Annotated in this window: 1 protein-coding gene; it reads right to left on the reverse strand. The window is 68.4% G+C overall.

The features are described 5' to 3' along the window. Nucleotides 1–284: 284 nt before the first annotated feature. Nucleotides 285–26,753, reverse strand: coding sequence for a preprotein translocase subunit SecA (locus OO71_RS06135; protein ID WP_425388656.1), 26,469 nt, complete (start codon nt 26,751–26,753; stop codon nt 285–287). Nucleotides 26,754–26,887: the final 134 nt, after the last annotated feature.

Genomic DNA, 26,887 nt, shown 5'->3' on the forward strand with positions numbered 1-26,887 from the left:
CAGCCGGATCTTCGACCGGACGATCTTTTCCCACCGGGCGCGGTGAAGCCCTTCTCGTCGTGGTGCATGGCCACCGTGAATCGCCCGGGCGGGCCGGCCCCCGGCCTCACCTGGAGCCGGGAAGAACACGCCGTCGACCTTGCCCCGTCTCGTCTAGCAGCGGTACGAAGTCCACTTCGGACAGTTCGATCCGCGACGCCGGAACGAGATCGGCAAGCGGCACCCGGCTGGTCCAGGGTCACGCCGCGGCTCGCGTCCGGCCCGAACGGTCCTGTCTCGGCCCGCTACCGCTCGACGTGCACCTCCACGAACCCGAGCCTGTTGTCGTGCGCGTTTTCGGATTCGCGCGCGCCCACGTGCACCCGGGCGAGCACCTCGTTGACCGAGAGGGGGACCGAACCCGCCGGGTACTGAGCCAGCCGGGAGCGGACCGCGGCTTCGACCATCTGCCGGTACGGCCCGACGTCAGCGGACCCGGGCATGGCCGACGAGTGCCGGAACACATCGACCGACATTTCGAACCGCGGCAACGGACCGGTGGCGCGCACTGCCGCGTCGACGAATCCTTCGGCCATCCACGCGATGCGGTTGCGATCGGCCACTGTCAGGCTGAGGCCGGAGCCCCTGGCCTCGAAATCGGCTTGCGCACGGTAGGAGTCGATCGTCCGGCGCGGGCTGTCGTGCAGGTGCAGTTCCCAGGCACCGTTGGTGTTCCGGTCACCCCGAAGCCGGTCGACGGTCGGCTCCCACTCCGGAACCCGGCTGGACGTTGCCAGCGCCTGCGCGCGCCGTACCTCCGCCCGCAGGACGTCCGACATCGCCTCGAACCGGGCATCGGCCATCCGGCTCGGGCTCACCCGCAGACCGATCCGCAGGTCGAGACCCTCCCTCGTGGTATCCGCCAATGCCGTCGCCTGCCTGACGATCTCCCGCGCCGCCGCCACGAGCGCCGCACGGTCCACATCGGACATGACCGGTCGGCCGGGGTCGGTGAACCGGCCGCTCGCGTGCCGCACCGGGGGCCGAGGCTCGAACGCCGGGGCAGCTACCGGGGCAACAGTCGCCGCCTGACGCTCGGCCTCCGCCTGACGCTCCTCCGCCGCTTGACGCTCGGCCTCCGCCTGACGTGCCGCTGCCGCCCGACGCTCCGCCTCCACCTGACGTGCCGCCGCCTGACGCTCGGCCGCGTGGCGCACGGCCTCCGCGCGGCGTGCCGCTTCCGCCAGACGCATGGCCTCGGCCCGGCGCTCGGCATCCGCCAGACGTACCGCTTCCGCCCGACGCTCAGCCTCGGCCCGGCGTGCCGCCTCCGCTTGGGCCCGACGTTCCCTCTCCTGCCGCCGGACGCGCTCCTCCGCCTGCGCCCGCTCGAGCCGCTCCCGCTCGGCCTGCTCCGCCGCCTGCTGGTGGCGACGCTCCCTGTCCCGCCGCCACCAGTCTTCCTCCCGGACCTCGGCCTGCTGGGCCTGCATCCGCCGGATCCGGTCAGCCCGGGCCGCCCGCGTCTGTTCGGCTCGCTCCTGCGCGGCCCGCTCCCGCTCGTTCCGCGCCTGCCGAGTCCGTTCCTGCGCCTGCTGCTCGTTCCGGCGCTCGTTTTCCCGCCGCCACCAAGCGTCCTCCCCTGCCCGGTCCACCGAGGTCTGCCGGTACGCCGCCGAGGCCTGCGCCGGCTGGGTGGGCTGCACCCGCAGCTCCCACCTGCCCAGGTCGGCGACCGAGCTGCCTTCCACGACCTGGTGGGCAATGTGCCAGCTCAGATCGTCGACGCTCCGCAACGGCAGGTTGCCCTCACCCAGGATCCGGTCGACCGCCGCGCGCAACGCGGTACCGATCCCCATCGACGCCGCGTGATGGCGATCCGTTCCCGGCCCGTGCAAGGTGAGAAGGGCGTCCACCGACGTGTGTCCTTGCCCGACCAGATCCGTGATCCGGACGGCAACCGCCTCGAGTGCCGCGACGTCGTCCGGAGTGAGCTCCGGGTGCAGCGGATCGGCGAACTGCCCGCCCGCCAACGCCTGGCTGCCGACCAGTCGCGCACGACGTTCGGCCTCGTGGTCCGCAGCGGGCGCGTGCTGCGACTCGGCTTGCTGTGCCTCGGGTGACTGTGACGGAACGACGGCGCGCGCGGATACTTCCGATCCCACCGCGGGACTGCGCCGGCGTTCCGGCTCCGGAGTGGCGTCGTAGAGGCTGTCCCAGTCATCCGGCCGCGTCGGCTGGATTCGCAGCTCCCACTTGCCGTAGTCGCTGCTCGGCGCGTCCGGGCGCGCCTCACGCGAGCCGTGCACGGTCAGGTCGGCAGCGGACTGCACGGGGAACCCACCCCGGCCCAGACGGGCATCCAGCGCGGCACCGAAGCCACGTCCGATCGCCCGGGCCATCCGCACGTGCGTACCGGCCATCCGGTTCGCCGGGCCGTGCACCATGAGCTGGAAGTCGAACTCGGTGTGCCCTCGCCGCGTCAGCTCGGCGACCCGCGCGGCGGCCTGGCCGAGCGCAGCGCGGTCAGCGGCGGAGAGGACCGGCCCGTTGGCACGAATGAACTCCCCGCTCGCCACCGGCTCGGCCTCGGCGAGCTGCTGCCGGGCCACGACGGATTCGCCGGTCCCGGGTTCGGAGGACGCCGACGTTTCGCTCCGCGCCACCTCATCGGCTTCGTGGCCATCGACAGCAGCGAGATCGGCGTCGCCGGTGTCGAGCCAGGGCGGCTCCGGCGCATCGACGTCCGCAGGCTGATCCTGCGCACCCTGGCCGGGAACGAACTCATCGGGCTCTCCCAGGTCGATGAGCACCTGCTCGAGATCCGCCAGGTCGATCGGGGAGACCATCCAGTCGAGCGGGACGGTCCCCATTTCCCCGGAATCCACCGGGGACTGCGGGGACGACCCCTGAGCCGAACCGGCCTCCGTCCGCTCGGCACCCTGACCGCCCTCGAAGTCGATCAGATCGTTCATCATCTCGTCGATCGCGTCGTCGTCGAGCTCGGACACGGTCCCGGGGCGGGATTCGGTGTCCATGACGTCGGCGGTATCGGCGAGCTGCTCGATGTCCCGCGGCACGCCCATGAGGTCCGCTATGACCTGGCGGCCGAACGGGCTCATCGGATCGTCGAACAGCAGCGCCGGGTGCGGGGCGGCGGGAACATCGAACACGTCGGGCAGCTGAACGGATTCGCCCGCCGGGGGAAGGGCTTCCTCGCCGGCGAATGCGGCAACCGTCTCGTTTTCCGGCGCATCGACCATCTCGTCGTCGGACGAAAGCGGGCCGTCGAACAACGAATCGCGCTCGTCGTCCTGCTCGACCACGCCGGTCGCATCCTGCTCGACCACGTGAGTCGCGTCGTGCTCAACGACGTGGGTCGCGTCGTGCTCAACGACGTGGGTCGCATCCTGCTCGACCACGTGAGTCGCGTCGTGCTCAACGACGTGGGTCGCATCCTGCTCGACCACGTGAGTCGCGTCGTGCTCAACGACGTGGGTCGCGTCGTGCTCAACGACGTGGGTCGCGTCCTGCTCGACCACGTGGATCGATTCGAGTCCGGGCCGGACCTCGGACGTGCTTTCCCCGACCGGCGAAACCTCAGTCAGCCGGATGCCACTCCGGGACTCCCGGGCCTCGGCGATCTTCACGTGCTCGAGCAAAGTCTCCTTCGACGGACCGGAGTACTGCCTCCGCGGCGCCGTCCGCCACGCGTTGTCCAGCAGGCGATGCACGAGTACCTCGACCGTCCGGCCGACCTCCACTACGGGATGGCCCCGGCGAACGTAGCCGATGTTCAGCGTCGGACGCGTACCGGTCGAGGCCGCGAGGAAGCGCCGCACAAATCCTTCCAGGACCCAGGTCAGCCGCCGTTCGGCAGCCACGGACACCCCGGTGAGCTTGCCGGGCAGGAAGCCCAGGCTCAGGTCGCGGGAGTTCCGGTAGTCCTCCGGGGAGCGGCCGTACGGCCGGTGCGCCTCGACCGCCACCGTGCCTTCTTCCCCGGTGCTCGCCTGACGCCAGGTCCAGGTGATCGGGACCCGAGCCACGGTCGCGTCGTCGGCGCCACCGGCCCGCATCCCGTTGTGCAGCAGGTCGGTCAGGTAGGCCGTCGTCCGCTCCCGGGTCGTCGGCAGCACCCTCCGCAGCTGCCGGTCCCTCCCCTGCAGGACCGGCCGGGCATCGGGAGACCGCGTTGTCCGCACGGTGATCCGGATATCCGGCAGCTCGGCATCCGCAGCCAGTCGCGCGATCTCCAGTGCCAGCTTGCGGCCGTATTCCTCGATCTTGGTCTTGTCGTCGCCGAACAGCCGCGACACGCCCGGGTTCAGGGTGTGGAATGCCGCGGTCACCTTCGGCTCGAATTCGTCTGCGTGCGCGCCCTGGCCTTCCTCCGGCACCGGAGTGGTGGCATTCTCGCCGTCCAGCGCAGGCTGCGGAGTGGCCGGCGCGGCCCGGGAGTCTGCGGGCTCCGGCTCCGGCCGGCCGGGCCAGGCCACATCCAGCATCACTGCGGACCGTGCATGGACGCTGGTGAAGACCTTGAGCCGGAAGGAGTCCCGCATGATCTCGTCGGCCGAAGGCGCCATCGGTTCGTCGGGTCCGGCGCGGACAGCAGCGATGGACTGCCGGATCAGCTCCTCGACCTCGGCCACGCGCTGGTCGGCGTTCATTGCGGTTGGCTGAACGACCCCAACAGCCAGGGTCCCGCCGAGTTCCGGGTTCGCCAGCAACTGGCGGGTGAAGTCCTCGACCAGGTGCCGGATGCGCTGCCGCGCCGCAGAGGAAAACACCATGAAGTGCGGCAGGAAGAACTCGGTAAGCCTCGTGGGATACCCGGGCGTCCGCAGCGTGCCACTGCCCTCCGGCGCCTCGTGCGCGGTGACCTGCACGCTGCTCCTCTCGGCGGGCGTCACGCGCTGGGTGATCACCGTGAACGGCAGCCCATCCGGCACCCCTCCCTGCGCCACGAGCGCACGGCGAAGAGCGTCTTCCACCAGGCGATGCTCTGCAGTTCGTGGCGCGTCGCCGTCACTCATGACGGCAGGGCTGCGCAAGGTCAACCGCACGTCCGGCAGAGCGTCGCCGTCGGCGATGCGGCCGTGCACCTCGCGAGCGAGGTCGGCGGCGAACTGCTCCAGCCTTGCCGGAGCGTCGCCGGCGAGCGCGACCGGCTCCGCCGCAAGCAGCTCGCCCGACCAGGTGTCGAAGGCATCATCGGTCCGTTTGCCGACCCGAGAGGACTCCGCCCGCGGCAGCGGCTCGACCCGCCGGGCGGTGGCCGGCTGTCCCCGCCGTTGAACCGGAGCCGATCGGGCAGCCGACGGCAGGGCGATCATGGGCCGGCGTTCGTTCGCTACCGGCCGAGGCTCGACCGCCTGCGCAGAACCATCGGCTGGCGCGACGGCCTCCGGCCGAGACTCCACCACCTGATCGGAGCTGCCGGCAGGAGCGGTGGTCTCCACGTCGAACACCACGGCGGCACCCGTCCGCGCGGAGCCGACGAGGGAATGGAACCGCACTCCGCGTGCCACGACGTCGTCGACGGTGAGCCCGGCCGGGTTCTCCTGTCCGGCGAGTGCCCGGGCGACCCCGTCCCGGACGAACGTGCGGACTTCCTGCGCCCGCTCGCCGGCCCAGTAAGCAGTCGGGTTCACCACCCGGGCGTGCAGTACCTCGTCGTGGCCTGCCGGGTCCGCCAGCAACCGGCGGGTGAAGCCCTCGGCCAGCCAGGTGATCCGCTGCCCGGCCGCCGCGGACAGGGCAGGGAGGCCCGACAGGTAGAACTCGGTCAGCTGCGTCGCCGCGCGAATGCCCTCGGCTCCCTGGTGCGGCGTCTCGTGCGTGCCGAACCGGAGGGCGACTGATCCGCCGCGCGCGATCCGATGCTGCAAGTAGGTGAAGGTCAGGTCGTCCGGCACCGGACCTCGGTCGGCGATCGCCCTTCGCACCTCGCCTTCCAGCCGCTGGTGCAGATCCGTGCGTACGCCGTGGGCCGGCAGGGCGGGCACGTCGACGTGTAACCGCACATCCGGCATCTGCCGGCCGTTTCGCACGCGGGCATGGACTTCGGTCGCCAGCTCGTCGGCGGCTTGCCGGAACCGGTCCGGCTCACCGCCGGTCACCGTCCCGGACCGGTCCAGGGCGATCCGGCCGGACTGGGAACGGACCTCGTCGTCGTTCCGGGTGCCGATCCGCGCCAAGGTGGCCGCGGACGCGGGGGTGAGCACCGGCTCCGCACCGGTGACATCGACGAAGAGCGCCCCGTTGCCGACCGTACGCCGCGGGTGGAACCGGATGTGGTCAGCGATGACCTGTTCGGCTGTCCGGTCGGAGCCCGACGGCAGCGCGGCCCGCACCGCTTCGCTCACCACAGCCGTGATTTCGTTCGCCAGGCTCGGCGTCTCCATCCCACGCGAACGGAGGTCGAGGACGAGCCGTGGCTGCTCATCGGGTGTGCGGTCGGCCTGCAACCGCCGAAGGTAGCCGCCGATCATCCATCCCAGCCGCTGGCGTGCGGCCACGGGAAGGAAGCTTTGATCATCCGCGAAAGCCAGGTCCAGCGACGTCCTCGCTTCGTAGCTCTGCGGGGAGTGGCGCGGTGCCTGGTGCACCGCGATGGTGACCGAGGCAGCATCGCCGGACCTGGAGCTGGCCCGGGCGGCGATGCGGTCGAAGGTCAGCGGGAGCACATCAGGATCGAGCCCCCGGTTCCGGATCGCGCCGCGGATCGTGTTCTCGAGCGCCGCGAAGATCTCAGGGCCACGCTGCGTCAGCCGCTGCTGGGTGGCGAGGAGATACAGCCGGATGTCGGGCATCTCCTGCGCGCGCCGGACCCGATGCTCGACCTCCTCGGCAATACGCTCGGCGATCTCCCGGAGCCCTTCCTGATCCTCCGGGGTCATCCGAGGGCGGTCGTGACTACTGAGGTCCGCTGCGAACCGGTGCTCCATGGGATCCGGCGGAAACAGCCGCGCCTCGGGCGGCCGCACCGGCTGATCAATGACCGGCAGCGGGATCGGTTGCCGGGCAACGGAACCAGGTGGTTCCGCCATGCTGTCGTCAGCGTTGTCGGCACCCCTTGGGGCCGGCGCCAGACCGGTCATCTCCGGATCGAGCAGTGGCCGTGGTCCGCCGGGCGACTGCGCCGGAGGCGACGTACGCGCGGCATCGGCAGCACCGCCACTCAACGCGGCGCCAGACTCGTCGGCGTCGTTCAGCGCCGACTCCTGCTCGTCTCCCATGACCACGGTACGCGGCGCAACCGGCCCAGGCCCGGATGCCTCGCGCGGCGATACATTCTGCTCCGACGGCGCTACCAAGCGAGCCGGGGTGCCCGGCGCCGAATGGATCCATTCGGCGAACGGGAAGTCTCCCTCATCCGGTGTAGTTTCTCCGGTTCCATCCTGATCGCCCGGGGATTCTTCCCCGGTACGCACCGCACCGACGCCCAGCGCGGCCAGCGCGTGCCCAAGGTCGGCCTGTCCGGTCATTACCGGCTCGCGCCCGTACCGGTACTGCGCCCAGCCCGCTGGATCCGCCACGAAGCCGATGGAGCCATCGGGCCGGTGCATCATGCGCGCCACGATCAGACCCCCGTCGGGGCGGTTGATGACGTAGGCGTCCGCCGACGCGGGCGCCACCACAGCGTTGCTGAAGCCCGCGACGAAGTCTTCGAACCAGGTGGCTCCGGCTACTCGGGAAACCGAGAGCACCATCGGCCGAGCACCCTTCACCCCGAAGTAACTCAGATTGCCACCAAATTCGTGGCCGCCGATCTTGTCGCCGTTCCACAGTTCGATCCGGTCACCACCCTGCTCCAAGCTGGCCTTGATCACGTCAACGCCAGGGAACGCGCGTAGGCTACGCGCCATCTGGACCGCATCGCCAACCGTGTGGCGCGCGGGGGGAAAGAAAACGCCGCCGTGAAACTCCATTGCCTGCGCCCGGAAATGGGGATCAGCATGTCCGGTATCAGCCCACGGCCTGGTCCTGGCGAACAGTTCGACGATCTGGTGTTGGGCCCCCTCGCTCAGGGGCAGGAGCTCGAAGAGCTCGACCAGGTCAGACAGTTCCGCACGACCGGGCTTGCCCACCAGCCTTGGTTCTGCCACCAGCGCATCCAGCCGGGGCCAGATCGAGCGATCCCGCGCCGCCACCAGCATCGCCGCGGTCACTTCCGCATGTGCCTGCCAGACTCCCGGATCCAGGCTGGACGCCCAGAACCGGAACTCGACCCGGTCGCTGCGCGAACCCTTGACGTAACGAAAATTCAGTGCATTGAACTTTTCGCCACTGAGTTTCCGCACGTCGCGAACCGACGCAACCGCACCCGGATCAAGAGGGAAGGGGTTCGGGCCGATCCAGGTCAGGCTCCGCTGATTCTCGTCATCGGGATGGTTGCCGAGGTGGAAAAGGATCGATTCGTACGCCTTGTTCAGCTGCGCGAGGCGCGCGTACTCCTTTGGTGACAACGGCGTCGTGAGGCTGGCGTGGATGTGCCCGCCCATGGAGGAAGGATCTCCGTCGGCATTCACCACAGCCGTCAGTACATCGTCGACCTTGGCCCACGCCTGCGGATCCTGCCCCGGCCGCAGGATCGGGCTGATCAGCTCGACCGATTCGTCCTCTGCCTCGGCTACCATCGCCCATTTGCCCGCCGCATTGGCCTCGAGTACGTCCTCGGAGTGCGCGAGCATGAGCCAGTCACCGTCCTCCCAATTCAAGTGACCTTGCGCCGCAAGGTCCATGCCGAGTTGGTTGACGACCTGGTGGAAACCCGTCTGCTCCGGTGTGTCCGCGCCGCTTGCGCGGGACTCGTCATCCTCATCCGGCAGCACGAACTCGACTTCGAAGCCAAGCTGCGTTTCCGGGCTCGACGTGACCCCGCCCGGAATTCCGTTGCGGTGGAACACCATCAGGCCACCAAAGCCGTCGCGGAGCCGCTGGACGGCTTGCTGATGGAGCTGCTCGACGTACTGTAGCCGGATTGCCTTGACGTGGTTGTCCAGCCGGTGCGCGGCTTGCTGGAAGTTGCGCATCTGATCCGGGTTCACCTTGGCGAACTCGGCGCGCTGCACGTCATTCGACCATGCCGCCGCTTGACCGCGCTCCATCGGCAGGGCGCTCTCCGGCAATGCCGCCAAGTTGCGCTGGATGTTTCCGAGGACCACCCGCAAATCTGCCGCCTGCCCCAGCAGGGACGCCAGCCCCACAGCCTGGTCGCGGAAACTGCGGAGACCGTTCGTCTCCATACCGGCGAACACACCACGATCAACTGCATCGGGCCAAGCAGCCACCTGCTGACGCACCTCGGCCATCGAGTGCTCGGGCAGTACCTCCAGACGCCGGTGGATTTCCGGCACGATTGCGTGGAGCTCGGCAAGTAGAGCTGCCCGCTGATCGCCGTCGAGCTGGACGCTCCGCCCCTCGTGGACCCCGGCGGTGGTGCTGTGCGGGAAGGCCGAGCCGGAACCATCCAGCTGGGTGATCCGCCGATCGCCGAGCAAGCGCACTCCCCCGGACTCGAACAGCTCCGGGCGGCCGTGGGGGGCAAGCTGGGAACCGAACCGGTCCTGCAGCAGGTCGTGCAGCCGGCCGGCAATCGGAGCCTGCTCCGGAGTTCCCAACGCACAGCTCAACCACAACAAGGCCGGATTGCCCGGCCACGGAGGCAACAAGCTCGCCAGCTTCTCGGCCGTAACCTTGTGCAGCGGACCCATCTTCTCCCGCACGGTGAACTTGCCGTCGCCGTCCAGATGCGCAGCGGCCACCCGGTATCGGCCGGGTAGCACGCCGAACAGTTTCTCGACCGCGACGTCGGCCCCCGACTCGAATGCCATCACCAAGACATCGCGTTCGTCCGCGTTCCGGGGAAAGCCGGCCCCGATCACCTTGCCGTTTCTGCTGTCCTTGAGCCCGACGATATCGATGTTCTGTGAAGTAAGGCCGGCCCCGTTGCCGACGGCCGTGCCCGGCAGATCACCCATTGTCACCCGGCGCGGCTCACCGGCATCCGGCTGGTGCAGATCCGCTGCCGGATCGGACTGGTTCGACTCAGGCGTGTCGTTGTGAGCGGTCCCATTCGAGGCGAGCGCAGGCTGCTGCGGCCGGATCGGCACCTCAGCAGCCTGGTCTTCGGCCTTGCCTTCCTTCGACGACGACCGGGCCTGCCCTGCGAGATCTGCACCCGCTGGCGAGTTCTTCGCCGGTTCGGTCAGGGACCGCAGTGCCTGAGACAGCCGTGCCCGGCCCGGCTGCCGGCCACCCGGATCAGGCCCCGGCTCACTCGTTCCACCACGGCGGTCACCGGCCGCCGATGACGTCGGCTGGGTGGTGCCGGAAACCGGCTGCTCGCCCAGGTTCCGGCCGGCTCCGGGGACGCCTGCGGTCGAGCCGGGCTCGGGCGGCGCCTGCGAACCGCCCGGGCCGTCCGGCCTTTCCGGACGGGACAAGTCGGCCGAATGGCCGGTGTGTCCCGGGGCCACCACGTGCTCCCGGGAGCCGGAGTCATGATCCTGTCCACGCGAGGAACTGTCGTGACCCGCGAATTCCGGTTCACCCCGGCCCGCTGCGCCCGGGTCCTCCACGGTGGATCGCTCCGGCTCGCCGTCGAACGAGGCGAGGCTGTGATGATCGGCAGCGGAACCGGCCGGAAGCCGCGGCGCCGACGGCTCGGTGGGAACCTTCAGCTCGGTCCCTGACCCCACCGCCTGGTGCGCCGTCTGCCACAACTGCGCAAACGCCGAGTCCGGATCAGCAACGTCGAACCCGAACCGGGCGGCAAGGTCAAGGGTTTCCTGCCGGGTGGCCCGCGCCGGGTACGGCCGGGTGTTCGCCAGCCGGTCGATCTCGGCCAAGGTGCGCTGCTCCACCGGGCCGAAGGTGTCCGCGCCGAACAAGCCCAGCGCGCGATCCGCCTCCAGCGCATCCATCCCGCCGGGCCGGCCGATCTCCTCGCCGAGCTCGACGGTGAAGTCGTAACCCTTTTCGTCCCGATGTGCGCTCAGGTACGCGACCATGCCCTCGGCCTCGGCCAGGGTCATGTTCTTCGCCGAGTTCCAGAGGTCACCGTAGTTGACCACGATGCGCGCGATGTCATTCCAGGAAAGGCCGCCGTGCAGCTGGACTTCGAAGTAGCGGCCGATCGCGGAGTACCCGTCGGCCTTGATGTCACGGGCCATCCCCGGGTCGTAGCGGAATCCGGTCACGCCGCCGAGCGCGAGCCGGACGTTGTCCGGGTGCCCGTGCGCCAGCAGCCCGTACAGGTGCGAGCTGTCAGTGACCGACTCGACGCCATGCGGTCCGTCGCCTGCGCTGTCGCCCGGGGTGAACGTGGCCCGCTCGCGCACTTCCGGCTTGAGGTACACCGCGCTCGATCCATAGCTGTACGTGCCACCACGCTGCAGCTTGGAGTTCAGTGCGGCGTAGGCAGGCATCTCGGCCGGGGCGATCGGCTCGAAATCGCCAGAACCGTCGTACCGATCGGCCGAGTTGCCGCTGATGCGGTTGAGGGTCGCACCGTAGCCCATTCGTTCCTCGACCCAGCCGCGGCCGCTCCGCAACGGCGTGCCGGTGCTGTATCCGGACTCCCAGAAGGTCGGGAACCGGTCGTGGGCGGTCAGATGCTCGGCTCCGCCGGGGGACCGCGTGCCGGGAACCGGCTTGGCAGCGGCCGGAGGCCGGACGAAGTCCAGGTTGCGCACGATGTTCATCGTGCTCAGGTTGAGATGCGCAGCTTCCAGGATGCTGTCCAGCAGCTTCGGATCATCGACCGGATAACGGGTTCCGGCCGTGCGGTTCAGCTCGGCGATCCGCTTCGCCGCGGCTGCTCGGTCGCGTTCGTGGTTGGCTGCTCCGCGCTCGGCCGCCAACCGCACCGCATTCTGCTGAGTCTCGGTCAGCTGCGGCCCGACGGGCCACGGCTTCGGCTCGTCTCCGGGCGAGAGGCTGGAAGTGCGGGAGCCCAGCATCGGCTGCGCGAACGTCGGCCGGCTGCCGGTGTTCGCAGCGGACGCCGACCACGGAGGAGCGGGCGCGGGCGTACCGACCTCGACGATTTCGCCGTTGTCGATCACGGTCAGCCCGGAGGAGATCCGAGACGTCGCGATCCGGGTGGTCGGTGCGAAAGCCCGCCCGCGGTAGCCGAGCGCACGCAGCTCGTCCACCAACAGGTCCGCAGCCGTCTTGGTCCCGGCCCGGCCGGCGAGGGTGTCGATCCGGCTGCCGAAATACCCGGTGGCGGCACTGCAACTGACCAGCAGCAGCGATGCGTACCGTCCAGGGCCCGACAGGATCCCGGTCGCATGGATCATCTGCGCCGCCTCCGCAGGCGACAACCGCCTGACCGTACCGGAAGCCTTGTGCCACAACCCGAACGTCCGCCCGTCCGAATGCAGGTCGACCGAAATCTGCCTGCCGGACCACGGCACCCCGCTGCTGCCGACGAACTGCCGGTTCGGCCCGGAAACAACGGCGTAATGGTCGTATCCTTCATCGGGAGAAAGCTGATGTGCTGCCTCCCGGTGGTCGCGATCCTCCGCGCTGTTCGGGAAGGCGATCGCCTTCGGTGTTCCTTCCGGATAGCTGAACGCCATCCACTCGAAGTCGTCGAGGTGTAGTGCCGGCCGCTGCTGCGGCACCGCCCGTTCCCCGGTCAGGGACCGCAATGCGCGGGACAACCGTGCTCGCCGCGGCTGCCGCTCGCCCTGACTCCGGTCCAGCCCGGGCATCTCACCACGGCGGTCACTGGAATCCCGGAGCTCCGGCCGGCCGGCACCCTGGGGCTGCTGATGAGGGTTCCCGGCTTCCGGAGTCTCGGCGATCGAGTCGAGGGTTGGCTGCCATCCCGGGCCACGCTGGAACGCGTCCGGAACCTCTTCCGGTGCCAAGGTGCGCCGCTCCGGTTGCCCGGCATCGGGCACAGCGGACTGCGCGAGCGGGGAATCCGAACGTTGGCCGGCATTCGAGGACGGCTCGGACCTGACCACCGGAGCAGTGTCCGGCCGATCGGCGCGCAGCCGCCCGCCCACGCGGTCGCCCGGAGCCGGCCGCTGCCCGTTTCCGTCCGGCTCCGTCTGCGGCGCCTGCTGTACAGCCGGCGCGCCCTGGTTCCGGTTCGGGTCCTGGACCTGGCGCTGATCATCAGCCCTCGCCTGCGCCGTCGCCGCCGGATCCGGGCGGACCGCATCTCCCGCCTCGGTGACCTTCCGCTGTGCATCCGCGTGTGCCTGGACCAGCGTGTCCCGCCGGGCCGAATATCCCTGTTCCGCCGCGGACAGCCGGTCCGCCGTCGCTCGTTCCTGCTGCAGTTGCCGTTCGGTCTCGGCGATTTCCGCCTGTGCGCGGCGGATCGTGTGCCGGACTGCCGACGCGTCGCCAGCTCCCCGGATCGCGTCTTCGTACCGCTCCTCCAGCACCCTCTGCTGATGTTGCTGGCGCTGCTGCTGATCGACCAGCGCATCGATGCGGGTCTGCACCGCCGTCCGGCCGTCCGTGAGCTTCTGGATCTCCGGAGCGGACTGCCGGTCGTGATTGTCGATGTCCCGCTGGGCTTGGTCGACTGCGTCGGCCAGCGCATTGCCGGTCGGCGCGGGCTCGGTGGGGGCGGGTGCCTGTTGTGTCTGGTCGTCGCGCGTCCCCGGAGTCTGTGCCACAGGCGCCACCGGCACCACCGGCGCCACCGGCTGAGCAGGCGCCACCGCCGGTCCAGGAGCAGGCGGACGTGGCTGACGCCGCTGGGCATCCCTCGCCTGCTCAGCCGCGACCTCCTGCTGATGCGCCCGCAATGCCTCCCACCACGCCGCCGCAGCCTTCTCGGTTTCGGCAATCGCCCGGTTCCAGTTGTTCCCGGCGTGCCAGCGCTCCTGGAGAAGGGCATCGTGCCGATCCGAAACCGGCGCCTTGCCGCGGGCGATGGCCGATCCCGTGCCTGCTCCCGACTGGCGCACGTCCTCGTCCACCGCATGCTTGGCCTTTTCGTATACCTCCCAACGGGCGAACTGGCTTCGTACCGCGGCATCCCACGCCTTGCCCCGATCCGCGAGTTCCTTGGTGGCCGCCTTCAGCGACTCCGGCAGGCTGTGCCCGGTCACCTCGCGGGCGTGGTCCTCCTGCAGGCGGACCAGGTACGAGTCACGGGTCCGGACCTCCCGGCCGCCGACGCGGGGCGCCCGGAACCATCGCGGCGACTTCTCCCTTGCCACGAAACGGAAATCCGCATCGGTGAGCAGGGTGCGCGTGAGGTTCTGGTCGCGCGCCGCCGGGTCGGCGACGGCCTTGTCGGTGAACTTGTCTTCGTGCTGGGTGGCCGACGCGGTCCGCTCCGGTGAGCCGCCCTGCTTGAAGACAGTCTTCCCGACCTCCGCACCCGCGGTGTAGTCCTTGTAGGGCAGCGCCGGGCCCCGCTTGTCGGTCCACTGGTCCGGGGTCACGCTGATGGACAGCTTGTCGCCGGCCACGGTTTCGGTCGTGGCGGTGTCGCTGCTTTCGCGCTTGCCGTCGACCTTCACCGTGCCGCTGCTGCCCGCGAACACCCAGTCGCCGGGGAGGCGCACGTGCATTTCCAGCTTCCGGTTGAACCCGAACGGCAGCGGGATCGTGAGCTCCCCCGACCGCGCGAATTCCAGCCCGGCCAGTACGTGTGCCGGGGTGATCTCGGCACGCACGGCGGCCTTCAGCTCCGGGGTCAGGCGGACACCGGAATCGACGAGGGCGGCTTCCGCTGCGTCTCGCAAGACCGTGATGTCACCGAAGAAATGCTCCGCCCAGTACTTCCCGAGGGCCAGGTCCGCGGCAGGCTGGCCGGGGACCGGCGTGGGTTCGGCCGCGGGGCGACGCGGGGTGCGCCAGGTCCCGAGTTCCTCCGGGGTCAGCGCGGGATCGGTGCGCAGTACCGGCGGTGCCGTCGCGCCGTACCGCGCGGACCGCCGGTCGGGCAGGGTCGCTTCCGGCAGTGCGCGGATCACCAACGGCCGCTGGACGTTCACGTGCGCGACCGGAAGACCGTGCCGGCTGATCTCCAGTGAGACGTTCGCCTCGGCGTTGTACGCCGCCACCGGCCCGGACGTCTCCCCGCTCTGCTCGGCAACGACCTGGTGCTCTTCCGAACTCGTATGGGTGCGCTTGCCGACCCCCCGGTTGATGACCACCGAGTTCCCGGCCGCGACGACGACCTTCTCGTCCTTGTGCGTGAACAGCCCTTGGACCTGGACTTCGGGGGTCAGCGGGGTGGTCTCCCGGATGTCGGACCTCGACGTCGTGAAGGACACGCTGTTGGTCGCCTTGAGCGAGCCGACGTGCTCGATCCCCTTGAAGGTCGGCGTCGCCGTGAGCGCGACATCCGCACTGAGGTAGTACGACTTGCCGGTCGCGCGGTCCTCGAGCCGCAGCGGGGCGATCGCACCCCCGTTGAGCTTGCCGTTCATCGCGCTGCTGACCTCGGAGAGGAACCGGACCATCTCGCGGCGGTTGTCGTGCGGCTGCTCCAGCCGGTCCTGGGGCAGCAGCCGGTCGGCAAGGTCGCCGAGCTGGGCGCGCAACGCGTCGATCTGGTCGGTCAGGTCGAACTGGCCCCTGGCATCACCCAATCCGAGCGACGGCCGGTGTGTTTCGACCGGGTCGAGGCTCGCCGGGGCCGTGATGGCCCGGCCGGGGACCGGAACCGGCGGCGCCGGGCGGGTCGGAGCGAGAATCGCGGGTGCCTGCCTGGCACCAGGCCGCCGCTGCTCCCGATCGCGCTGCAGCTCGCGAAGCTGGTCGTCGGTGACCCAGGCGAGGTGGGTGCCGGGCAGGTCGCCGTGGCGGCCGCGGACCGTCGGCGCTTTCGCCGCGGTGATGTTGAAGTCCAGGTTTCCCCGAGACTGGACCGACGCGGTCATCGTCACGCCGATCCGGAGCCGGACCAGGTGCTTGCCTTCCGGGTGCCCGGTCGTCGTGACGGTCTCGCCGGCCTCCATCGCGCGGGTCTTGTTCGTGCCCCACTTCTTGCTGAATCCGAGTACGCCCATCAACCGGCCACGACCGCCGACGCCGTCGACGATCGTGCCGGGCTTGGCGTTGTGCCCGTTGCCCGACAGCATCGCCCGGATGTGCACGGCCGCGCTGACCACGAACCCGCGGCTCTTGGTGTGCGTCACCTTCGACGAGCCGCTCAGCTCGCGCGTGGCCGCCTCGTACTCCTTCGCGGTCACTTGGCCGGAAGCCAGCCTCGGGTGGTACATCACCCCGACGGTGGACGCGACATCGGCGCGGCGGCGGCCGTAGGTGGGGACATCGGCGACGGACGGCCCGTCGAACACCCGCCGTCCGCCGGACGTCTCCTGGGCGAACCAGTCCTTCAGGAACTTCGCGGGTCCGTTCTTCACTCCCGACCGGAAGACCGGGTCACGGCCGGAGCCGTCGAAAAGCAGGTCGAGGGCATGCTGGCGCAGCGAATCGGTGGCCGGCAGGTGGGTGGCCAGCTCGATGCCGTCATAGGTGTGCGAAGGCCTGGTCAACCGGCCCGGGGGCAGCGGATTGCCGAGGGGCCGCCACAACCGCGGGATCGCCGGCGGCGGGGCGTGCCGGGTATCGGTGGTGGTGACATAGCTTTCCGGCACCTGGAGCTTGACCGGCCATTCCGTCCGGACCGGCGCCACGACGTTCTCCTGCTGTGGCGGGGCGTGGCGGCCCCAGCGACCTAAGGAACGCTTGCGGAACCCCTCGTTGAGCCGCCGGGTGGCGGCGACCTGCGCGGTGACCCGGAAGGTGCCGCTGAACTCTCGCATCGGCCGGTCGGCGAGGTCACCCGTCGAGGTCAGGCTCCCGCCTTGAGTACGGGTGTTGCCGACCGCGGTGGCCCCTTCGATCTTCGTCGCCCGGCCCCTGCTCCACGTACCGTTCAGAACCGCGCGCACCATGGCGGGGTTGAGGTTCGTCAGCCACATGAAAATTCCGGCGGCGGACTCCTTGTCGTGGCTCCGATTCTGGGAGCCGTGCGCGTCGTCCTTCGCCGTGTTCGTCGTGGTGGCGTCCTTGGCGGGCACCAGGTCGCCGTCGCGGATGTCGACCAGTCCGCCCCGCAGGGTGATCGTCGTCTCGTAGTCGTGGCCGAATCCGGAGCGGCGCAACGTGACGTCGAGACCCGGGCCGAGCATCCGGTCCGACAGCAGGCGCAGCTCCTCGTTCGACAACGCGTCCCGGAGCGTGCCGCCGAGGGTCAGTGCCTCGGCGAACTTGCCCGAGATTCCCTTGGCCAGCTCCGGGTTGTCGAACTGGGCGACGAACTCCCCGGTGCTCAGCAGCAGGCCGGTGCGCATCGGCTTGCCGGTGAACGGCCAGGTCCGCATCGGAACCGCGGCCAGCGCCGGTGCCAGCGCTTGGTAGAACCAGTCTCCGCCGGAGAACCGCTCGAACTGGCCGAGGACGACCTCCCCGCGCTCGCCTTCCGGAGGAAGGAAGTGCGTACGGTCGTTGCCGCTCCGGAACTCCCGCTGCGGCCCCGGCTTCAGCCCGCTGGCGGTGGCGCTGGTCGCGTCCGTCCACTGTTTCGCGGTGACCAGGCCGTCCAGCCGCCGTCCTTGCTGCCCGACAGGGCGGACCTCGAGGTCGTAGACCATCTCGTAGCGGACCGCGTCCTGTTTGGACTTGACCGCGCTCTCGACGGTGTGTTCACCGATGTGCTCCTGTGTTGTACCGCGGGCCGCACTGAACTCGCCGGTCGGGCCGATCGACAGGGTCGGCGTACCCAGCATGCCGGTCCCGACATAGACCGAGCCGCCGTACTTGCGCGAGGCTCCGCTCTGGTCGGCCGACGTGAACATCCGCTGGTCGGTCGTGGTCATCGAGGCATCCGGGCGCACCTCCGGATCGACCCGCACCCAGCGCGGCACCGCCCGCATCTCGATCTGCGTGATCCGCGGCCGGAACTCGAACCCGCGCCCCTTGGTCAGCTGCGGCGACCGGATCCAGCCCTCGTGCTCGCCGTAGGCCGTCATCTTCGGCAGCTGGGCTTTGATGTTTTCCGGGCTGAGGAAGTCCCGCAGCGCCTGCCTGCCGTCCCCGCCGATCCGCATCGCCTTGCGGAAGCGCTTGCCGAGGCGGTCGGCCACCTGGTCGTAGAGCTCGGGGCCCCGGCCGGTGTCGATCGTGACCTCCTCGACCGCAGTCCGCCGCGGCGGGGCAGCTGGCAACGGCCGGATCCCGCGGTCGGTCAAGGCAGCGGGAGTGTCGCGCGGCGGGCCATCCGGGAAGGCCCGCATGATCTGCGCCCCGGCCGACTCCTGGTGCGCAAGACCGGTCGGCACCACGAGGTCGACCGAGCCCGTCCGCTCGGCCTGCGGGAGGATGCCGATCCGGGTGTTCCCCTTGGGGGTCTTCAGCGTGAACGAATAGACGACCGGGACCTGGATCTGCTTGCCGTTGCTGATTCCCATCGTGAGGGCGTCGGAAAGCTCGGACGTGCGCGCGCTTTCGTGGGTCACGCTCGGGCCGTACGGAATGGTCAGGTTCGCGAAGGCGATGAACGGCGGAATGAAGGCATAGAAGACCGGCGTGGTGATCGACCGGAGACGGGAACTCTTGTCCGAGGAGCCCAGCGTCCGGTCGACGCCGCCCTTCGCCTCGAGAGACGACGTACCGTCCCCGTCACGGACGGACATCCGGCTCCAGTCGTACTGCGCCTTGACCCGCAGCTCGTACGGCCGTCCGTCCCCGTGGATCAGGAAGTCCTTGCCGTTGCCGAGCAAACCGCCGACCTGATGGGTCATGTGCTGCTGCACCCGGTCGATCCCGGTCCACTCCTTCACCCGCGACTTCATGTTGCGCAGATGCGGCACGAGATCGGGAACGGACTCCGCCGGACCGACCTGCTCGGCAGGCCCGTTGGCCCGGCTGTCGGCCAGGTAGTCGGGCAGGTTGGGCCGGGTGGGCTCGGGTTGTGCGGGCTGGGCCGGGCTGCCTGGCGGGGTGGCACCTGGGTGAGCGGTTGTGGACGCGGTTGCCGGGGCTGTTGCGGGCGCTGTTGTTGGCGTCGTTGCAGGCGCTGTTGTTGGCGTCGTTGCAGGCGCTGTTGTGGGTGTGGCTGCCGGGGTTGTTGTGGGCGTAGTCGCTGGGGCGGTTGTGGGGCGTGTCCGGCGGGCACCCTGCGCGCTGCTCTCCGCCTCGCTCGAGGCGAAGCGGACCCGCGTCGGTGGGCGGGATCCCCGCGTGCCGGGAGTGCCGGGAGTGCCGTGGGTATTCGGGTTGGCCGGTGCAGCCGGTGTGGTCTGTGCACCCGGTGTCGTCTGCGCAGCAGCCGGGCTCGTCTGCGCACCCGGTGCCGTCTGCGCAGCCGGTGTGGTCTGTGCAACAGGGCTCGTCTGCCCAACAGGGTCCTTCTGCGCACCGGAGTCGGTCTCCGCAAGCGGACCACTCTGCGCGACAGGCGCCCCATACCCACCCGTATCGGGCTGCGCAGCCGGACTGCCCTGCTCGGCCGGGGCGCCCCGCCCACCCGGCAACGTCGCGTCGCCGCCACGGGTCTCCCAGTAACCGGTCCGATCTCCGCCCTGACTGTCAGACTGCGCCTGGCCGGTCCCCTGCAGGTCAACGCTGCGGTCAGCATACGTAGTCGTGCCGGGGCGAGAAGCCTTCGGCGCCGGGAGCCCACGCTCGAGCAGTTCGTGCGATTCGGAGGTTTTCCCGTCCGATGGGCGACCTCGAACCTCGCCTTCCGTGCTCTGCGGGGTGTCGCCGTCGCCGTTGGCAGCCGACAGGGAACGCTGGCCATGAGCCGGACGCTGGAGACCGGACCCCTGCAGCGCTTCCTGGCCGGTCCTCGGCATGGCTGCCGGTGTGCGCAGCGTCGCCCGATGCTGGACCTCGCCGAGGTGGTAGCGCACGCCTTCGGGATCAATGTCGAGCAGGGCCTGTGCTTCCGGTGGCAGCTGCACCCGGTGTTCATTGCCGGTGTAGGTGTGCTGGGCGGTGACCGTGTGCACCATCCCGGCCAGCGCCGGGTCCGCCGCGAGGTACGACAGCGCCGCGTGCCACACGAGATCCGGCTCGGGATGCCGCCGCACCGCCGTCTCGACCGCGGTGAGGTGCAGGTCGCCCTCCCGGTTGTGCAAGCCACGCACCAGGGTCTGCACCACGTGCTTGGTGATTTCCAGCGTCCGCGCCCGGTCGGCGGGCGGCGCCGCCTCTCCGCCGACCGGAGGTTTCAGCCAGCTGCCGTCGCTGGCCTGCTGGATGTCGTTCATGCCCGGCAGCTCGAGCATGGACGACAGCCCGATACGCCGCGCGGTCTGGTCCAGTACCTGCGGACCGGTGCGCAGCATGATCGAGTTGCGATGCACACGACCGAGCGGGGTCTGGAAGAACCGCTGTCCGAGCGCGTTGACTTTCTCCGGAATCAGCTCCTTTTGCGTCTTGAGGTAGTTCTCCTTCAGCTGGTCGAGATACGCCTGCGCGAACGGATGTCCCTTGGCCATCGCGAAAGCCGAGTTGGCGACCTGGTTTCCGATGCGGTGGGTGGAATATCCCTCGGCGGACCCGGCGGCCCGGAAGAGGTCGCCGAGACTGTGCACCTTGTTGTCACCGTCGGTGTACAACCCGCCGAACCGGTGCAAGATCTCCATGCGCAGGATGTCACTCGCCGCGGCGTAACCCGGACCGGCGAGCTTGCCCACCTCGGACAGGTACTGCTCCTGCAACTGCATCGGGTGGCTGCCGGTGAACACCTCGTTCACGTTGACCAGCCGGATGCCGTGGTTGCGCGCCCATGCCACGAATTCCCGCACGTCGTGCAGCGGGTCCGGCCCTGTCTCCGGCGGTTTCGTGGTGAACACCAGATCGGTCTGCCAGCGGGGGACATCGGTCCACAGCACCGGAACCGCGTTGCCTGCCTCCCGGGTGGCCGCGTCCCCGAAGTTCTTCCAGAACCCGGTCATGGCGCCTTCGTTGCGCAACGGCCCGCCGAGCCAGATGGCATGCATCATGCGCGGGGTCGACGTGACCTTCGGCAGTGGCGGGACATCGCCGGGCGCCCATGCGGAAAGCTGTTCGTCGTCGCGTTCCTTCTCGATGGTGTGGTCGCGGTTGTCCGGCAGGCTGGCCGGATCGAGACTGTCGAACCCGAGGTCGTAGCCCGCGGAGAGATCCAAGCGGTCCAGCAGCGCGACGCCCTGCCCGGCGGTCAGCCCGGAGTGATCCTGCCCGAACGCAGGCGATTCCGGCGCTTGGTAGAGCCCGAAGAGGTCCGGCCCGAGCAACGGCGCAGCCACCGGCGCGGGTGCATGCCCGGCAGACGCCAGCTGAAGATCGTGGACGAGTTCTTCCGCGGCGGAGTACCCCCTTTCATCTCGGGCTTCTCCGTCGCGAGATGACGTCCAGTCCGAGACCAGCTGATCGAAGAAGGCCGCCCGCAGCGGTGCTTGCGCACGGAGCCGGTCCGGGTCGAGGAAGTAGTACTTGGCTGTCTCAGCCATGTCCTCGTTCGGATTCTCCGCTCCGTAGCGCGTGATCGGACGCTCACCTGCGAACGACGGATAACCATCGACGTGCCAGTAGCCGGTGTGTTCATTGAAAGCAGTCTGGTGGCCCTTGAAGGCATTGAAAATCCGCACCGACCGAGGACCCGACAGCTCCGTCGGGCCCTGCCTCGCAAACACCTCCGGGTGCGCCGCCTCCAATTGCCGGACGAACTCCGCCCGCCGCGGCGCGTTAACGGCCAGCCTGTCCTGATCCAGCAAGTGGGACTTGATCGACGCCTTGAAATCGGCCTCTGCGCTACGTACCTTCGGATCAGTCGGTGGTTCGGCCTCGGAACTGCGCCTCGGCGTGCCGTCGTCATTCCAGCTGCCGACCTGCTTCGTATAGTCGCCCAAGGCATACTTGAGCAAACCGTGGGACAGCTCATGGGTCAGCAGGCCCTCAAGTCCGCGCCGGCCGCCGCCGAACTCCTTGCTCAGCACGGCAGGCGAGTACAGGTTCACCATTTTGTGCGAACCGAGGTACTCGCCACCCATGAGGTACGAAATCTTGCCGTTTTCGACACCTGCAGTCACCGCGCCGATGTGCTGCACCTCCTGCTCGGCGCCGGACCGACTGGAATTCGCCCGCCGGTCACCGAGGATCGGAGCATAATGTTGCAACGCGGCATCGACGGCCGCCCTCTCGTCTTCGGTGAAGGGACGAGGTCGCACCTTGCCCCGCACAGACGACGCCGCATTTGCACTGCTCTCCCGCACTGCATGCGCGCCACGTTCGGAGTCAAGTCCGATGCCCATACCACGGACGATGTCCTGACGCTCGGACGAATCCGGTACGGCCTCAGGCCGTACCGGCTCCTGCGCGCTGCGGGCAACCGACGACTCGTCCCGGGTATCTGGGGAGCCCCCACGCAGCGGCTCATCCACAACCGGATCCTGCCCGCTCTGCGCCCGTTCCATGTCGTGCGCCGGATGGTTCGAATCCGTACCTGATCCGGGGACCGGGTGCACTGGTTCGGTTGTCTGGCGATCCACGCCGGAACCAGATTCCGCTTGCCGGATGCCGGTCTCGCCCGGTCGTTCCTGAGGCGCGCCGCCGGGAAGGCCCGGCCGCTGGCCATTGCTGACCAAGAGGTGCGCAGCAGCGTTCGCCGCGCGAACCGAATTCTGCAGGTCACCCTGGTTCAATGCATCGATGGCAGCAGTCACGCGGTTGTGATCCGCCAGGACTTCGTTCACTCGACCCGCTGAAAGCCCGTACTTCCCCAGCGCAGTAACCAGGCCCTGGCGGAAGAACTGATCGTTCAGCGACGGCCTGGGTCGCCCCGGCTCTGCTTGCTGCTGATGCACCGGCACCGGCGCAGGACGTCCAGCCTTCTCCGCGGCCGGAGCTCTTCCCACGAAGCCGCGGATCATCGAGGTCAAGCGATCGCGCCGGCGAATGCGGTCCTGCGGTGCTCGCTGCGGCTGCGGTCGACCGGCTCCCTCTCCTTGGTGCACGGATGGTTGCTGCCGGCCGCCGTCATTACCGGCTGGGGCAGCCGCGACCTGCTCCGGCCCGATGGCAACCTCGCTCGCAGGCGCGGTCCGGTGCTGCGGGACGGAACCATTCCCGGCGTCGCCCCGCCCGCCCGTTGCGAGCGACGCCGCCTGCGTTACCGACGCCTGCGGACCCGACGTCGAAACGCCGTCACCGGCTCGTTCACCACGGTCTGGGCCCGGGAATGCCTCGCCAGTTTCCTCACGCTGCGACTCCGTTCCTTCGCCTTCAGGGCCTGGGCTCCGGGACACCGGCGGCCCAACCGCAAAATCAAACCCACCGTGCTCCGAGGTCGGGCTCTCGAACAACTCCGGTTCGCCGCTGAAATCGAACCCGCCACGCTCCGAAACGGGGCTCTCGAACACCGGCGGGTCAACCGCAAAATCGAAACCGCCGTGCTCCGACGTCGGGCTCTCGAAGAACTCGGGCTCAACCGGATTCGCCGGCTCGATACCGCCCTGCCTACGCTGCCCAGCGCCGTCGCCTCGCGCCGGAACCGACGCGATGTCCGGGCGGTTCTCGAACTCCGGCCGGCTCGCTGCAATCCGGTCATCGGTCAGCTCAAGGGATTGACCCCGCTCCAGCGCACCAACAATATCGTCGACCGAACGACCACCCTGGAACAGCAGGTCCATGTCCTCGAAGATCACCGGTTTGAACCCGGACTCCAGCATCAGCCGCGGCAGCAAAAGGTGTACGTTCAGCCGCCGGTTACCGTCTTCGAACGGATGGATCACGTGCAACGCACGAACCGTCGTGGCAATTGCCTGCAACCGGTCCCGGTCAGAATGGGCCGACTGCATCAGGTCATAGAACCGATCGAAGACGTGGTCGACGATCCTTGGTGCATCACCAGCCTGATAATTGGTCCAGATCGCCAGGTTGTCATACTTCAAGGTCGACGAAAAGGTAATCGCCGACCGCTCCTCCGGTGTGAATGTGCGCGACATGTCACCCGCATAGAAATGCAGTGGCCGTCCACCGATCTGCTCGGTCAACAGATCGGCAGCCGGTTCCGCAGCACGAATCGGGAACGACGTCTGCGCCGACCACTTCGGATCCGCCGTCAGGAACTTCGTCGCCGCTGCATGCATGTCCTGATATGCCGCCGACGTCAGGCGCTCACCAGCCTGATTCTCCAAGAATTGCTCGAAGGCATGCTCCATGCTCGCTTTGAAGCCCGGAGACTTGTCGTGGTCGTAGTAAGAACCCGGATCGTCCGGAAACTGCTGCTGCGCCGCAGCATGATGCCGCGGATCCAGATACAGCCGCCACCACTCCGAACGCGGCAGGACATCGCCCAGCCGCACCGGACTCCGCTGCGGACCAGCCGTCACCGACGACGGCTGACCCGCCACCGACGACGTACCGTGGTCGTCCTGTTCAACGGGTGACTGCCCGTCGTGGTCACCAGTGCCCGGCGCGCCACCGGGCAAGCCGGCCCGTTCCTGCGCCACCAGATCCTGGGCGATCGCCACCGCAGCCGCGCGAAGATGCCTGCGATCCGACGACGGAACAGCGTGGTACCGATCGGCAACCTCGTCCCGATCAACGAGATCATTCGCGATCTCCCGCGCTCGACCCTCGCCAACCGGCCCCTTGATGAAATCGAAAACCTCACGACGGACGTCATGATACAACGACTCCCGCTCATCAGGAGACAACCCGGACGAGCGCACCTGCCCGCTGTCGGATACCCGCTCCCCGGACTGCTCAGACGTGACGGAATCGGGTTGCGGGAGGTGTTCCTGCCCGGGCGAAGAGCCTTCGTGGTTCGTGGAATCGTGCTGGAACCCAGGCCGCTCTCCCGGTCGGTCCTGCTCGCCCGAATGCGCCGTACCCGGCCGATCCAAGTCCACAGTGGACTCCGGCAGTCCACTGTGCTCCGAAGCCGGCGGCGGGTGCGGCTCGTGCTCCGACGAACCGTCTCTGATGCCCGCAGTCGTACCAGGCGGCGCGTTTGCCCACTGTTCGGGCGACCTCTGGGCACCGATGCGTTCTCCGGCCGCGGCTTGCAGCTGCGGGATGAGGTCCTTCAACCCCTGCTCCGCTTCCGCCAGCGCTTTCCGAGTCGAGGTGTCCGGTTTGGACTCGTGATTGTTCACCGCGTCGGTGTACTTGATGATCGCCTGCTTCGGGCCATCCCCTCGAGCTTGACTGAAGAGGTGGTCCTCAGGCGAGGAGTAGTAGTACGCCGAGCCGGGAGCACCGTTGCGGCCCATTCGGCTTTCGGCCTGGACGTCGATGTCTTTCGAGATGTTCGAGTGCCCGGTGGTCCGGACGTCGCCACCACCGGCAGTCCATTTCGCCACCGCTATCTCGATATCAACACCTCGCGCCCCCTGCATGTTGACGACCGTGACCTTGCCCGTTTCGCCGGCGTGCTCCATCACCTCATTGAAGGCGGTATCACGATCGACACCTTTGTTGATAAGCCATTTTGCGTCAATCGCGGTATGCTCGAACCCATTGTCGCCGAGGAGTTTACTGATCATCTTCACGTACTTGTTGTCGGTGGCAAGGATCAACTGCGGACGCGAGTTTTCTCCATGCGCCGCGGCAGCGGCATCTTTGGCGATCTGCTCGAGTTTATCCTCAGTATTCTTGGAGAAGTACTCCGTGATCTTCAACTGGGATTCGTAATATGGCGGCATGTCGACAATATCGTGCGACAGACCGAGGCTGGCAAAGTGTTCGTTCTTGCCGAGCGCAGTTCCCGAGGCACCGACAATAGCGCTGAATTGGCCGGTTTCGAAGAGCTCCCTCGGGGTGATGCTGTGACTGGTGTCCGGATCGCTGCGGATCGGGAGATTGTGCTTGGCCTCAATCGCCTGCGCCAGCCCGTCGTTCCATCGGCTCTCGGACGAAGTCCGTGGATCGAAAAGGGGTTCGTGCGTGGTCGGATCGATGATCCGGATCCGGTCGCCCACGTCGTAGTGGGTGTCTTCGTGGAATTCCCAGCGTGCCTCGATAGCTCGGTTCAGTCGCTTGATCTCGTCGGCAGTCAGCGGCTTACCCGCCAGGCTTTCTGCCTTCTTGATACCCTCCGGCGTGAGCCCCGCACGCCGATCCTCGTTCCCACGGCCGCGGCCGATGTCCGAGTCGGACAGCTTCCTGCTCGCGTAATGGTTGTCAATGAAATTCTTGGCCCATTTGACCTGCTGTGCGACCTCGGGCGGCGCAAATTTGTCGGCTCCGTCACTGAGGATGTAGTCGGTGTTCGCATAGAAAAGCGCCTCATCGATTTCGTCGATGGCCATGAAGAACTTGAGCGAGCCCTCCTCGTTCTGCCCCGGGATCCGCTTGTTCTTCAGGTAGGAGAAATGGATGTCGGCCATCGTTCCCACGTAGATTGTCGGCTTTCCTGGCTTCGGCGATGGCGTCAAGCCGTCCTGGTTCATCCGGTGGACGTCGATTCCGAACTTCCCCAGCAGGGCGTTGTAGCGCTCGAACTCGCGGTCGGCAAGGTTGCTCCGGGTCGTGACCACATACCCACCGTCATGACTGGGGTCGAGCGCAGCCTCCACAGCGGCGACGAGGAATACCAACGACTTCCCCTCGCCCGTGCGCATATTGACAACCTTGCCTTCAGCCATGGCGTGTGCCGCGTCGATCTGAGTCCAGCGCAGGGATTTCCCCTCGTAGCGACGGATCGCTTCGTAGATCGCGGCGACCCGGTCCTCGCGGCTTCCGTGCAACAGGTCCGCGAGCTTCTCGTCACCGAGCTTGCTCAGCTGCTGATGCTCAGGGATATCCGGACCGGACCGCCCAGCGATGTCATGCATGAAGGTGGCCGCATCGTGGGCCCGGTTCGCGGACGCCAGCCAGGCCTCGTAGTACGCCGACGAAATCGGCTTGTGTTCGCCGCCAGATCCGGGATGAGTCGCCCTATCCCAGCGTTTCCCGTTCGCAGGAAGGA

It is taken from the genome of Amycolatopsis jejuensis (assembly GCF_000717335.1).
GTDB classification, from domain to species: Bacteria; Actinomycetota; Actinomycetes; order Mycobacteriales; family Pseudonocardiaceae; genus Amycolatopsis; species Amycolatopsis jejuensis.

What these genes read in the sequence shown, in the direction of transcription:
- OO71_RS06135 (WP_425388656.1), bottom strand. Translation starts at nt 26,753, where the DNA reads ATGCATGACATCGCTGGGCGGTCCGGTCCGGATATCCCTGAGCATCAG.